Source organism: Paenibacillus amylolyticus (genome assembly GCF_050990605.1).
Lineage (GTDB): Bacteria > Bacillota > Bacilli > Paenibacillales > Paenibacillaceae > Paenibacillus > Paenibacillus amylolyticus_H.
In genome coordinates this window covers 1112039-1125425 of the sequence record NZ_CP158832.1, presented here as the reverse complement: position 1 = coordinate 1125425, position 13387 = coordinate 1112039, and the positions used below count along the sequence as shown (strand labels likewise).

Annotated in this window: 13 protein-coding genes; 4 read left to right on the top strand and 9 right to left on the bottom strand. The window is 47.4% G+C overall.

Annotated elements, in window-relative coordinates; all coding sequences use genetic code 11:
* Positions 1-156 precede the first annotated feature (156 nt).
* On the top strand, positions 157-1512 hold the full coding sequence (locus ABTV53_RS05050) for a helix-turn-helix transcriptional regulator (RefSeq protein ID WP_433751357.1): 1356 nt from the start codon (positions 157-159) through the stop codon (positions 1510-1512).
* Complete coding sequence (locus tag ABTV53_RS05045) at positions 1460-2344, top strand: WYL domain-containing protein (RefSeq protein WP_433751354.1); 885 nt, start codon at positions 1460-1462, stop codon at positions 2342-2344. The genes ABTV53_RS05050 and ABTV53_RS05045 overlap by 53 nt, the downstream gene beginning before the upstream one ends.
* 105 nt (positions 2345-2449) lie before the next feature.
* Here ABTV53_RS05045 and ABTV53_RS05040 read toward each other — a convergent pair whose 3' ends face one another.
* From ABTV53_RS05040 to ABTV53_RS05015, 6 genes are all read right to left on the bottom strand, one after another.
* Entirely contained in the window at positions 2450-2950 is a 501-nt protein-coding gene (locus ABTV53_RS05040; RefSeq protein ID WP_433751352.1) for a hypothetical protein, read from the bottom strand.
* Positions 2951-3131: 181 nt separating this feature from the next.
* Positions 3132-3872: a hypothetical protein gene (locus ABTV53_RS05035; RefSeq protein ID WP_433751350.1), complete on the bottom strand. Its 741-nt coding sequence runs from the start codon at positions 3870-3872 to the stop codon at positions 3132-3134.
* Entirely contained in the window at positions 3869-4567 is a 699-nt protein-coding gene (locus tag ABTV53_RS05030) for an ABC transporter ATP-binding protein (RefSeq protein ID WP_433751347.1), read from the bottom strand. The genes ABTV53_RS05035 and ABTV53_RS05030 overlap by 4 nt, the downstream gene beginning before the upstream one ends.
* Positions 4560-4946 carry a GntR family transcriptional regulator gene (locus tag ABTV53_RS05025; protein WP_026081254.1) on the bottom strand — a complete coding sequence of 129 codons (387 nt, stop codon included), beginning with the start codon at positions 4944-4946 and terminating at the stop codon, positions 4560-4562. The genes ABTV53_RS05030 and ABTV53_RS05025 overlap by 8 nt, the downstream gene beginning before the upstream one ends.
* Before the next feature lie 220 nt (positions 4947-5166).
* Positions 5167-6033 carry an aldo/keto reductase gene (locus tag ABTV53_RS05020; RefSeq protein ID WP_433751343.1) on the bottom strand — a complete coding sequence of 289 codons (867 nt, stop codon included), beginning with the start codon at positions 6031-6033 and terminating at the stop codon, positions 5167-5169.
* A 43-nt stretch (positions 6034-6076) separates the two neighbouring features.
* Positions 6077-6634 carry an STM3941 family protein gene (locus tag ABTV53_RS05015; protein WP_433751340.1) on the bottom strand — a complete coding sequence of 186 codons (558 nt, stop codon included), beginning with the start codon at positions 6632-6634 and terminating at the stop codon, positions 6077-6079.
* A 521-nt stretch (positions 6635-7155) separates the two neighbouring features.
* On the opposite strand from ABTV53_RS05015, the gene ABTV53_RS05010 reads away from it, so the two are divergent.
* Complete coding sequence (locus tag ABTV53_RS05010) at positions 7156-9165, top strand: prolyl oligopeptidase family serine peptidase (RefSeq protein WP_433751337.1); 2010 nt, start codon at positions 7156-7158, stop codon at positions 9163-9165.
* Between the two features lie 186 nt (positions 9166-9351).
* Here the strand turns inward: ABTV53_RS05010 and ABTV53_RS05005 are convergent, their stop codons facing one another.
* The gene (locus tag ABTV53_RS05005; protein WP_433751334.1) at positions 9352-10044 is read right to left on the bottom strand and encodes a stalk domain-containing protein; all 693 of its coding nucleotides are present in this window, start codon (positions 10042-10044) and stop codon (positions 9352-9354) included.
* 411 nt (positions 10045-10455) lie between these two features.
* Here ABTV53_RS05005 and ABTV53_RS05000 point away from each other — a divergent pair, with 411 nt between their 5' ends.
* Positions 10456-11646, top strand: a complete 1191-nt coding sequence (locus ABTV53_RS05000; RefSeq protein ID WP_433751332.1) for a MalY/PatB family protein — start codon at positions 10456-10458, stop codon at positions 11644-11646.
* Positions 11647-11835: 189 nt separating this feature from the next.
* Here the strand turns inward: ABTV53_RS05000 and ABTV53_RS04995 are convergent, their stop codons facing one another.
* Positions 11836-12441, bottom strand: a complete 606-nt coding sequence (locus ABTV53_RS04995) for an ABC transporter ATP-binding protein (RefSeq protein ID WP_433751329.1) — start codon at positions 12439-12441, stop codon at positions 11836-11838.
* The gene (locus ABTV53_RS04990; RefSeq protein ID WP_433751326.1) at positions 12431-13387 is read right to left on the bottom strand and encodes an ABC transporter ATP-binding protein; all 957 of its coding nucleotides are present in this window, start codon (positions 13385-13387) and stop codon (positions 12431-12433) included. Before ABTV53_RS04990 ends, ABTV53_RS04995 begins: the two co-directional genes overlap by 11 nt.

The following is a 13387-nucleotide window of genomic DNA, read 5'->3' as shown; positions in this document are numbered from 1 at the left end:
ATCGATTAATCGTGTGTCCCTGCCTCGCTCATACCCTCATTATGACCCACGCATGATACATACGAACATGGCAGAAGTATGACGACCCTCATAAGTTTAAAATGAAACCTGCCGCTCATCCTGCTACAATGAAGGGATAACAAGGAGTGAATGTTCATGGCAAGAGAGAGTTTTGACAAAGAAATTCAGTTCTTACGCATGTTATCCCTAACAAGCGGTGCATATAACCGTAAACAGTATGCCGAGCGGCTTGGCATATCCGTACATACCTTTGATAAAACCAATCGCAGATTAAAAGACATCATGCAGAGCGTCACTGACCAGCGTTCAGGTGCTGAAGCAAGCCGGGAAATGGCTGATCTCGTCCGCTTCCAGTATGGAGAATCCGCGGAACCGATGCTGCTTTTCCTCTTCCGCGCCAAGTCGATGAAGGAGACTGAAGTTCAGCGTCTTTCTGTCCTTTTGCATACCCTACAAGATAAATCTCTGACCGCGATGGAACTGCTGGACGCCTGCTGTGCTGATCTGCCGGAAGATCTGGCGTTACCTGACGAGAAAACCATTCGCTCCGATCTGAAGTACCTGGAAGAGGTTGGCGTTATTCGAAAAGAGCCCGGTGGCAGACCGTATCGATATACTTTAGAACAAGATGTCCTTACCGAATTAACCGTGGAGGAACAGCTGGAGTTGTATGATTTTGTAGATATGATGGCAAATACCCAGGTTCCTTCCGTACAGGGATATTTATTGCGGGACAGTCTGAAGAAAGCCATTACGGCAAGTTTTCCGCAAGAAGAAGCTACCGAACCCTATATTTATAAGTATCACTACTATTCTCGTATCCTGGACGAAGCTCATCTCTACACGCTGCTTAGTGCAATTCGCCAGCGTAAACGTGTGCAGTTCCTATACTATTCACCGAAAAAACCATCCAGCTATAGTTCACAGAATACAAATCCACGCTTTGAACGGGAAGCAGGTGGACGATCCAACCAGATCGTGCCCCTTGAAGTGATCTATGACCATCAGTATGGTCGGTGGTATGTCATTGGATATCAAGGCCGCCGGGGCTTTGTGAAATTCCGCATGGAAGGCATAACCCAACTGGAGGAACAGGATTCAGTAGAAGAGGAATACTTGCTTGAATTGAAGCAGCAGTGGACCAACATTAGTCGCTACAGTTGGCTCGTGGATACGGGGAATACCGTGACGGTTCAAGCACGCTTTTTCCACCCGGAGCGAGGTCAGCGCAACTTCATTCTGGATCGGGTTCGTCTGCAAGGTCAATGGGGCAAGATCATACCCGAAACGGATCATACCTTTCTCTACGAAATCCAGGTCAACGGTACCACCGAGATCAAACCGTGGTTACGGAGTTTTGGCTCAAGCTGTGAAATCATCGCACCGCAGAGACTCCGCCAGGAGATGATTCAGGAATGGAAGGAGATTGCGGCATATTATGAATCTGTTCGAGAAGATGTTCAATTACCAAATGATGACCCGACTGAATGAAACCGGACTGTTCACCTGGACTTCACAGGAACGGGCCTGGCTTCGCATGATGCTGAATCACCCTGCGGCAAGAGAAGCGCTGAGCCCTGTAGCGCTGGATAAAATGCATAACATGCTGAATGGTGAGCAGGACCTGAACCTTCAGGATTACCTGACCGAAAAAGCCAAAAGCGAAGAAAACAGTGTCTCTCATCCACTACTTCGACCGTTACGGCTAATCATTCTGCATCATCAGGGATTTCGAATGACGGGTCGCGTCCGCAATGGACGCACGAGCCATGATGAATTTGGTTTCCCGTATAAACTGGAGTATTCCATGGTCAAAAAAGAATGGTATGTGCTCTGGTACGCCCCTCGCTTCGACAAACTCATGTCTACCAAGCTGCACAGCATCGTTACTGTCGAAGCCCAACCGGTTGATCCGGATACCGCTTCGGGCTACACTGCCCGAATTGCTGCGATAACGGAGAGACGTAAGACGACCATCACCATCGAAGTTCTGCCCCAGTTCAATCAGGAGCTGTCCCGAATCCTCTATGCCTTCTCCTGCTTTGAGAAACAGGTCGAGTACATGGAAACCAAGCAAACCTATCGGATCGAGCTGACCGTTCCACGGAATGAGATGGATTATGTCTTATCCAAAATGCGTTTTCTCGGCAAACGGGTTCGAATCGCTGACCACACGGTGCTGCGGGAACGAATGTCCGAGACAGCTGCCAAGGCATTGGCCCGTTATGCGGAAAAAGATCCTGATAACCATTTCGAACACTCCAATGAAGTTCAGCACCGTCAACCTGAGGAAAAACCGCTTGCAAAAGCCGATGGTCATTGATTTCGTAAAAGTCGGTTAACCGTAACCCTTTGCTCAAAAAAAAACCATATACAAAAAAAGGTCTGGATGATCTCATCCAAACCTTCTTCTATACATGTCCCTAAACTAGGTTCCTCCACTACTGGCAGCCGAATTCCGTCTTTTATTAATCGCGTGCACGCCCATGACCACTGCAATTAACTCATATGTGTCCAGTTGTTCCGACTGGTTATCCAATACAAATGCCCCTGAACTAAACCAGCCACTGGTGCGACGGAAACTGGCCACGATGCGGCCGCCAGCTCCACTGATATCATATTCCTGCGAAAATGCTGGAGCAGACACATCATACGTACCTCGTGATCCTGCATCATATTCATACTTTTTGCTGAAGAAGCTAAACCTCGCTCGCAATACACCCAGATGTTTCCCATCTGCTGAAGTGATATCCCAACGATTGGTTAACATGCGGAATTTGCCGCTGCAAACCAACCCCGAGTTATCTGATACATCGAGCGAAGAGCCAAAGAGACTTTTCAAATCCAGATGCCCTGCCTGTTCCTGATCCGGATTCATAATCTCGGTGTAACCCGCGTTAAAAAAATTATCTCTGAAGTAAAGTTCCATAACCCTTTCTCCTTTCCCTTACATATCCTTTCGTTCTTTATAAACACCATCGCAGATCGAACACACAATATATCTATATTAACGTATCTTTAATGGGGTTTGATTCAAAAATCAGATCATCGCTGGATGTAAAAAAACGAGCAACCCTAGTTGCTCGCATCACGTTCAAGTTATCCTGTCATCAGACTTCGACTTTTTTGTTGTTCAGGTAAATGGTAGCCCACACCAAGATGACCGCCACAATGACTTCAAATACAATGCTTCCCCACATGCCGTCCGACCATAATACACCATTGGCTGTGATTGCAATACCTGTACTTTCTTCGGTGTAACGGAACATCTCATTTGGATTGAAGCGTCCTGTCATCATCATATTCTCCAACCAGCCAATTAGATTAACGAGGACTAAGAATGCGACGATTCCGATCCATGGTCCCGTTCTCCAACGGAAGCTGCCCGCAATGGAGATCGAAAGAAAGATGATGACAGTCATAAATACGATAACCCAAGCGATAAACAGCAACAAACGAATATAATCCGAAACTTGCAGACCGGAAAAATCAATATTGGTAACCATGTTCATTCTGAGTTTCATGGAGATATAGATGTAGGCATGAGTCGTAAATATAATAACTAATCCCAACCCGCAAAGAGCTCCAAAGATCAGTGGAGACAACACATGTGTTAGACCTGTTACGGGTAAGAGACGGCGATTATAAGAGCGGATATTGGACGTGTATGTTTTAATCATTTTCACATAAATCGCCACACCTACTCCAACATAACCCATAATGCCAAGCACAACCCCTGTGACCTCAGACATGAAAAGGGAAAGCGCCACTTGCGCGATAATTAAAATAACCAGCCCAGCCAGCAGTGTATTCCAGTTCCTTCTAAAGTCATACTTCAATAATGTCATCATTCCGCATAGACCTCCTTGAACATCTCATCCACACTTTTTCCATACTTCAGACGGAGCGTTTCCACTTCTTCCCGCATCACCAGTTGACCTTCACGAATGAAGACAACTTCATCAAAAATCCGCTCGATATCATTCACCAGATGTGTGGAGATGATCAGACTGCTGTCTTCATCATAGAATTTGACGATCGCATCCAGAATCTTGCCACGCGCAACCGGATCTACTCCGCCAATCGGTTCATCCAGCAAATACAGACGAGCCTTACGAGAAAGTGCCAGTGTTAGTTGCAGTCGTTCATTCATACCTTTTGACAGATGCCATACCCGGTCACTCTCGACAAGGCTCATGAAATCCAGCATCTCCCGCGCCTTCTCCTCATCAAAATCAGCATAGAAATCGCGATAGTACGCAATCGCATCCCGCACTCTCATCCACTTCTCGGTTAATGGGCGATCCGGCATAAATGAAACCAGTGACTTCGTCTCCAGCCCAACAGGCTTGCCTGTGACTTGAATCGTTCCACTGCTCGGATGCAACAAACCTGCAATCAGCTTCATGAGCGTACTTTTTCCACTTCCGTTGCTGCCCAGCAGACCTACGATTCGTCCTGGAGCAATATCCAATGTAATATTACTAAGCGCTTTCTTATTGCCGTATGTCTTATTGATCTGGTTCATTTCAAGGATGTTACTCATGCGTTGTTCCTCCCTTTCCTTCCGCAACGGCATCAGCTACGATGGACAAGATATCCTGCTCTTCGATTCCCAGCTCCTGCATTCCGGTCAGAAAGCGTTCCAGCAATTCACCGGCCATCTCTTTTTTGATCGTCATAATCTTCCGCTCCTCACTGGTCACATATCTGCCCAAACCACGTTTGGTTTCAACCACTTCTTCCCGCTCAAGCTCTTGAAATGTCCGTTGTACTGTATTGGGATTGATCTGTAGTTCAGCCGCCAGTTCACGAACCGAAGGAATTTTGTCACCTGCCTGAAGTGTCCCGGTTACAATCTGTCTTTTGATGTACTGCATGATCTGCAGATAGATTGGTAAATTGTTATCAAATTCCATAGTCACAAAGCTCTCGCCCCTCTCTGTATTTGTGTGTTAGTTACATAGTACACTAGTGAAATAGTGTTGTAAAGCCCATTTGTTAAAATAAATATTCGCTTAATTGAAGGGCAAGCTTCAGTTATCTGTGTACATACAAAAAAGAGCAGATCGTGACGATCTGCTCTGCATAACATAATATTCGCATTTTCACTTTATTCATGTGCTCATCCGTTCAAGATACCCTCTACACGATGTCTAAAGGTACCTTACCTTTAGGTGCAGGGAAAGCCTCATCCAGCCTGGTCCGTTCCTCTGGTGTCAAAACGATGTTCACTGCTGCTGCATTGTCTGCCACATGATTCAGCTGTACCGCCTTGGGAATCGCCAGCACGTCTCCGTCCCTGATCACCCAGGCTAATGCGATCTGCGAAGTTGTCACTCCCCGACCCTGTGCAATCTCCTGAATGACTGGATGCTCCAGCAATTCACTTCGAAGTCTGCCGCCCTGAGCCAGGGGACAATATGCCATGACTGGAACATGCCGTTCCCGCATCCATGGAAGCAGATCATGTTCAATACCTCGCGAAGATGCATGGTAAAGCACCTGATTCACCATACACTTTGAGCCCTCCGGCAGGCTCCATAATTCCTGCATATCCCTTGTGTCCAGATTCGAGACACCCCATCGCAGAATTTTACCGGATTGTTTCAATTGTTCCAAGGCCTGAACCGTCTCTTCGAGCGGTACTCCTCCACGCCAGTGGAGCAGATACAGATCCAGACGATCTGTTCCCAATCGCTTGAGACTGCGCTCACAGGCCGTAATCATTTGCTTGCGATCCGCATGATGGGGATACACTTTGGATACGAGAAAGACTTCATCACGAAGGCCTGAGATAGCCTTTCCGGTAACAACTTCTGCCCCACCTTCTGCATACATCTCTGCCGTATCAATCACGGTCATTCCCAGTTCAATACCGGAACGCAGTGCACGCACTTCTTCTTGCTGGCTGGATTGCTTCTCTCCCATGTTCCATGTGCCTTGTCCTATCGCAGGCAGGACAGTTCCATCCGGAAGCAGAATCGTGCGTGTCTGATCACCATGCATCATCTATATTCCTCCATTCTGAAAACTTATGGACATTCTGACCTCTCTAACGACGATTATACGAATCATACATCATGTTATCACTCACATGTCTCCAGTGGTTCATCATTATGGTATACACCTGATCCAGTGGCATTGTGAGGCTACTTTGGGCAACACTGATGGTCGCATCGACCATATTACTGTTGACCATCATCAATTTGCGTTTCATCCCGTTCTGGCGATCCAGAAAGGCTTTCTCGTCCCGCAATTTAACCCCGATCATTTTCTGTCCCATCAATTCATACATAAAAATATTCTCAACGTCTCTCCAGGCCACTGCTCCTCCTGCGGTATAAGAAGATGCATCCACAAACCCATCCTCATCGATCAAAAAAGAAGGTTCCTTCTTAATCATCTTTACCAGACTGTAGCAGAAACATAGCCCAAAAAACAAAATGGACAGAAGTCCAATCACACCCGAGAGGATGGAACCATTCGTACCTGAAGAACGATCAAAAATCAAAAAAAATCCGGCTGCCACAAAAAGTGCTGCCCCTGCTGTGAGCCACGCCATTCGTTTCCGGTTTGGATATTCCACATGCTGCTCATAGGATGTTCTCAACGTAACGTTCCTCCTTCATTACGACTGAATCATACAAGTTCTATATAAACGAATAGCTATGAACTAAATTCCTGAATGTAGAACAAGAATTGCATTGTACATTAAACCAATTTCACCAATGTTAAACATTAATTTAAGAGCATTTTCGTCATTTCTGCGCTTATTCAACATTAGGATTCGTCATCTTTCGAGCAAATCCTTTTAACACATCTATATGAATTGAACAAAGAATGTTTGCACTGACCACTCCGATGACAGAACAACCTTCCGATCGCTGTTATCCCCAGATTTTTCGATTCCACTTTTTCAAAGTGAAAATCCGGGGATAAAGGCGAACGCTCCGCTTCTTCAGGTTATTTCTGTCCTCTACGTTACGTGCAAATATTTAATTCAATTAATACACATTGTTAAATGTCTTACCCTCCTTCATTACACTTATTGTCCTGTCCCATGCTTTCCGTTAATATAAATGGAAAGGTTAGGAAATTAGCCGATTCTAATTCATGGTGGGAGGACAAACAATGATGAGTCATCGCGGCATAACATCGGAAGATCTTTATCACATTACATGGGTTAACGATCCAACTCCGTCTCCTCAAGGCCGACAACTGGTATATGTAAGCCGGAAAACGAATGAAGCACGTGACGGTTATTGTTCTCACCTAAGACTGTTGCATCTGGGGAGTCAGAAGGACAGGCCCTTTACCTCTGGAGAGAAGGATCACTCCCCAGCCTGGTCGCCGGATGGGTCACAGCTTGCTTTTATACGAGAGGTTGAGGGAAAATCCCAAGTGTGGATTATCGCAGCTGATGGCGGAGAAGCACAGCAAATCAGTCACTTGAAACATGGCGTCAGTTCCTTTCTCTGGTCACCAGATGGCCATACCCTACTTGTGAAATCATCCGTGGATATGAGCGGAGAAAACGAATTAAAACATACAGATTCCAAAGACGATGGTCCTAAACTGCCGCAAGAACATGTCGTGGACCGAATTCGAATGAAATCTGATGCAGGCGGATTATGGGACGGAAGACGTTCCCATCTCTTCACCATCTCGCTAATCGACGCAGAAGCTATCCCTGTAACTACAGGTCATTATGACGTTGGCGACTACGCCTGGTTACCGGATGGATCATTCATCACATGGATCACGCAAATGCCTGAAGAAGGCGAGGATCATACTGATTATACCCTGACCAATCATGTGTACCTTGCCAAGGCAGACGGAACAGATGTGCAGCAGTTGACCCCGGAAGGATATACGTTCAGCCGACTGACATTTGCACCGGATGGACAATCCCTGGCCCTGCTCGCCAGTGACCGTTCTTATGGAAATGCCACGCTTGTGAAGCTATATACTCTTCCTATATCAGGTGGTGAACCCGTATGTCTGAGCACGGATTGGGACGTACAGTTAAATCACAGCATTGTTGGTGACATGCGATCACATCTGACAACTACAGGGCCTGTATTCAGTCGGGATGGTTCATCCATCCTCTGTCTCGCGACCATTCATGGTAGTGTACGCATCGCCAAATTCGCACGAGACGGCAGCAGTGCCGAGTATATATTGCCTGACGAGCAGGAGATTTATCAATTTACCGAATTGGAAAACGGACGGATTGTTGCCGCTGTTGCCAATACGCGCAATCCTGGTGACCTCTATATGTATGAACAACCGGAAGATTCCGGTGTAGAACCGATTCAGCTTACCCGCAGCAATCCACAGCTTGAGGATGAGATCCATCTTAGTGCACCCGAGACCTTCTGGTTCAACGCCTCGGATGGCCTGCGGCTGCAAGGGTGGATCGTGAAACCTCGTGGCATGGTCGATGGGGTCAAAATCCCGACCATTCTTGAGATTCATGGCGGCCCACACATGATGTATGGTTTTACATTTATGCACGAATTCCAGATTCTCGCCGCACAAGGCTATGCTGTTGTGTACATCAATCCACGCGGGGGACTTGGATACGGGCAGCAGTTTGTAAACGCCTGTCGCGGAGATTATGGCGGTGGCGATTATCGCGATCTTATGGAGAGCGTGGATTACGTCCTGTCCCAGTATGCGTTTATTGATGAATCCAGACTGGGCGTAACCGGCGGCAGTTATGGTGGCTTCATGACCAACTGGATTGTTGGGCACACCGATCGCTTCAAAGCCGCTGTTACCCAACGTTCCATCTGCAACTGGCTATCGTTCTATGGCGTCAGTGACATTGGCTATTTCTTCACGGAAGATCAGATTGGCGGTAACGCGTGGGATGACACGGAAAAACTGTGGAAACATTCCCCGCTCGCTTATGTCGGCAACGTGAGTACTCCGCTGCTCATTTTGCATGGCGAACAGGATCTGCGGTGTCCGATTGAACAGGCTGAGCAATTATACATTGCGTTGAAACGCCGCAAACAGACCACTCGACTCGTTCGTTTCCCAGGGGCCAATCATGAATTGTCTCGCGGAGGTCATCCCCACTTAAGGGTACGCCGTCTGGAGCATATTGCCGGTTGGTTTAACGAATACCTGTAAATAACATCAATTTCCTGAGAAGAATAGAACCAGATATGAATTCAAGCATAAAAGCCGCCCGTTGGAATCTGTTACGATTTCAACGGGCGGCTTTTGGCACTAGCTTTTAAAAATAGAAGAATACGGATCATTATACTTTGAACCACTCAGCAGGATAATATGTGGACGTGTGGTTATAGTCGTTGCTTACTCTTCACCCCACACCACGGTAATTTCATTCAGATCGTTGTTGGTCGCAGACACAGAACCCGTGATCGTTACGGCATATTTACCATCTTCACGCCCCACGATGCTGAAGCCGTCTGCCTGTATATCCTGAGTATTCTGAGTCAAGTTTTTGGTCTGGTAGTAGTCTTTGTAGGATGTTCCAACGGTTAGCAATGTTTCTTTGGTTGTATACGTGAGCACTACTTTTTTATTGTCGCCGTCTACATTGCTCTCAACGAGACTTGTCGCCTTCGCATCCTTCGGTAATGGGAAATCTGCTGGCAGATACTCCGACTTCACACCCTCAGCCTGTGTGTTCGTGCCTGTTGAGGGTGATGTTGAACCGCTGTTGCCTGTGGATGTCGACCCACCGGAGGAGCTTGAGGAGCCGATGCTCACTTTATTGTTCTGGGAATCATACTTCACTTCGGTCTTCAGTGCATCCGCAATCGAACGAACGGGAAGATATGTACTGCCCTGATATGTAATTGGCGCAAGCTTTTTGCCCTGGTCACCTGTCGGTATGAATTTCTGTCCGTTCACTTCGATAGCGAGTCCATGGTTCAGATAAGCTTTGATCGTCTCCAGTTGTGTACCTGCATATACGCCTGCCGATCCGGTCAACACCATGCCGAACACACTCGCAGTAATCAACCACTTTTTGCTTTTCATCTCTAAACGCCTCCTGAGTTCAAATGTCAGCCTTTTGCATAATACGATTAAGACGATCGCACGATTTACGCCAAAGACTCATATCGTTATGCTCATCATGTATGGGTACAAGCTTATTCGGATAACAGCCCGTTGCTCCCACCAAATGTTAGCAATATAATAACATCTGACAAGAGGTTGTAAACGATATATGAACAAAACAGGACCACGGGCGTACAAAAATAGTCTTTGTTGTATGCCTGCTCTTCTCTGGCTCGTTAAGTGGTTCATATATGAATAAAGTCCTGAATTCCGGACCATACATATGAAGCTAATCGTACACGCACAACAGTTGCGAAATTAACCAATGTATTAGATAATTATTTGTCGATTTGTGATCAAAGGAACGGAACTCAAGGGGGATTTATTACGATGAATAATAACAGTACATTTGATCAGTCTATTAACCGGATATCTACTGGATCAGAGAAATGGGATGCACTTGAGGAGATCTTCGGCGCTGCGGATGCGCTTCCGATGTGGGTGGCCGATATGGATTTTGCTGCTCCACCTTCCGTTATTCAGGCCCTGAAAACACGGATGGAGCACGGAATTTTTGGTTATACAGTACGGACTGAGGCGTATCATGCAGCTGTTACAGGCTGGATGGAACGGCGCCACAACTGGAAAATTAACGATGACTGGATCGTATTCACTCCCGGTATTGTGCCCGCGCTAAGTATTGCTGTACAACGATTCACAGAACCGGGGGATGCAGTGGTCATCCAGACTCCGGTGTATGCTCCCTTCTATGAAGTCGTACGTGGTCAAGGCCGTGAACTGATCACCAATCCTTTGGTGGAGAACAATGGTCATTACACGATGGATCTGGCACAACTGGAATCCAGCTTCCAGACCGGTCGGGTCAAAATGCTCATTCTGTGCAGTCCTCATAATCCGGTTGGACGTGTATGGACTCGCGAGGAACTTGAAAAGCTTACGACGCTGTGTGTTCAATATAACGTACTGATGGTTTCAGATGAAATCCATGCCGATCTTGTTCACCAGCGCGGAGCTCATACACCGCTCACCCTGATCTCGGACGCCGTCTCTGATCTAAGTATCATCTGTACGGCTCCAAGCAAAACGTTCAATATTCCTGGCCTCTGCACATCCAATATCATCATTCCTAATGAAAAATTACGGGAATCATTCGCGCAAGGTGTGAAAACGATGGGACTTGCCGGTATCAGCACACTGGGGGCTGTTGCAACCGAAGCTGCGTACAATGGAGCCGAAGAATGGCTGGATGAGTGTCTTGCATATATCCGCGGAAATATGGCGTATGTTCAGCAATATGTTGCGCAACATATGCCAAAGATCAAAGTACATCTACCCGAAGCAACCTATCTGTTATGGATGGATTTCCGGGAGCTGAATATCCCACATGCACAACTATGCAATATGCTGCTTCATGAAGCAGGACTTGCTTTCAATGACGGGAGCTCCTTTGGAACCGAGGGTACAGGTTTCATGCGTATTAATGTAGCCTGTCCACGTTCCACGGTGGAAGAGGCCATGCGCAGATTATCTGTGTTACTTAGCCATGTGTCGGACAAATAAGCTGTCAGTTACATAGATGTGCGTTGCGAACAGAATGTGTACTGTTCGATAAATGAAGAATATTGGTCAAAACGGAAAAGAGGTGCCCCGTAGTCAAGTCCATGACTCACATTCATGGTCAATGACTGCACAAGGGCACCTTTTTTTTGTATTCAATCCATTTAATTATTATTCAAAACATCACTAAAGTTACAGTAACATCGGCATCGGTGTAATCCTGTCGCACAACCTGTTCAGCAAATCCCGATCATGGCTTATAATCAGTAACCCCAGATCACGCTGGCGAACCACTTCCATCACGGTATGCCAGATCTGTGCCTGCGTTATTGCATCCAGCATCGTTGTCATTTCATCTGCGATCACATAACGTGTCGATGTACCGAGTGCTCGCGCCACACAGAAACGTTGCAGCTCTCCACCGGATAATTCACCAGGTCTGCGGTCCAACCAAGTCTGCTGAATACCCAATGCTTCGAGCAACTGCTCATCCTGCACAGCCGCCTCCTGGAGTACACGACGCATCCGCCAGCGTGGATTCACAGCTTTCTCCGGGTGCTGGAACACCAGTTGAACCGGACAGACTCCTGTACGAGGGAGTGGTTCTCCATCCAGAAACACTTGCCCTGCCACGGGTTCCGCATATCCTGCAAGGATCCGCCCAAGGCTTGTTTTCCCACAGCCACTCGGCCCCCATAAGCCAACGACTTCGCCTTGTTGTATCTGTATATTCACCTGCTGAAACACCCACGATGTCTGATTATAACGGTAACTTATATCCTGCGCTTCAAGTGACATGGAAACACCTCACTTCTCCGCCCCGCATCTTACGAAGCTGAGGACGTTCTTGGGTACATGCGGCGGTTGCTGCGCTACATCGGGGAGCAAAAGAACATCCTGTCGTGATCTCTTGACCTGCCAACGGCTGTGAGCCTGGAAGTGGCTGAAAACCATTCTGCGGTAACGCATTCCAGAGGGCTTTCGTATAAGGGTGACGCAGGCGTTCTCCAATTCCCGCAAAATCATCCACCTGCGCTGTCTCCACATTGGCACCCGCATAAAAAACAGTGATACGATCGGCTGCCGTCAGGGCAGTTGTGACATCATGGGTAATCCATAAAATGCCTACGCCTTGATCTGCGAGTTCGCGAAATTGCTTCATCGTCTCGGCCAGCACTTCGGGATGAATGCCTGGTGTCGGCTCATCGGCAATGATCAGCTTGGGCTGGCCTGAGGTCGCTGTCGCCATCAATACCCGCCTCGCCATACCTCCGGACAACTCAAACGGGTATTTCCCGCTGGTTCCCCGAGGAAGATGATATCGCTCCGTCAGCTCCTGCTCCGTCTTTTTCACATGGGATCGATTCATGAATCTTCGCTTGCGTCCCACATCCCGGCTTACCGGCTGAACTTGTCTCCCCACCTTCATCAGTGGGTCCAAATAACTGACGGATTGTGGAATCAACATCAGTTCGTCTCCACGCAGTTGAAGCTGCCGCTCCGGGGTCAAAGGCTCGCTATTGTAGCTAATGCTGCCTTCCAACCTGGCATTGGCAGGCAGAATGCCCATGATGGCCTGCGCCAGCACACTTTTACCTGATCCGCTTGCACCTACAACAGCCACAATCTCGCCCTCGTTTATGGAAAGATCCAGATTCTGAATGACATACGTCTGTTCGTGTCCAAACCAGCCGCGAGCGCGCCGAAATGACACCGACACTCCCTCAATATCAAGCAGAGCCAT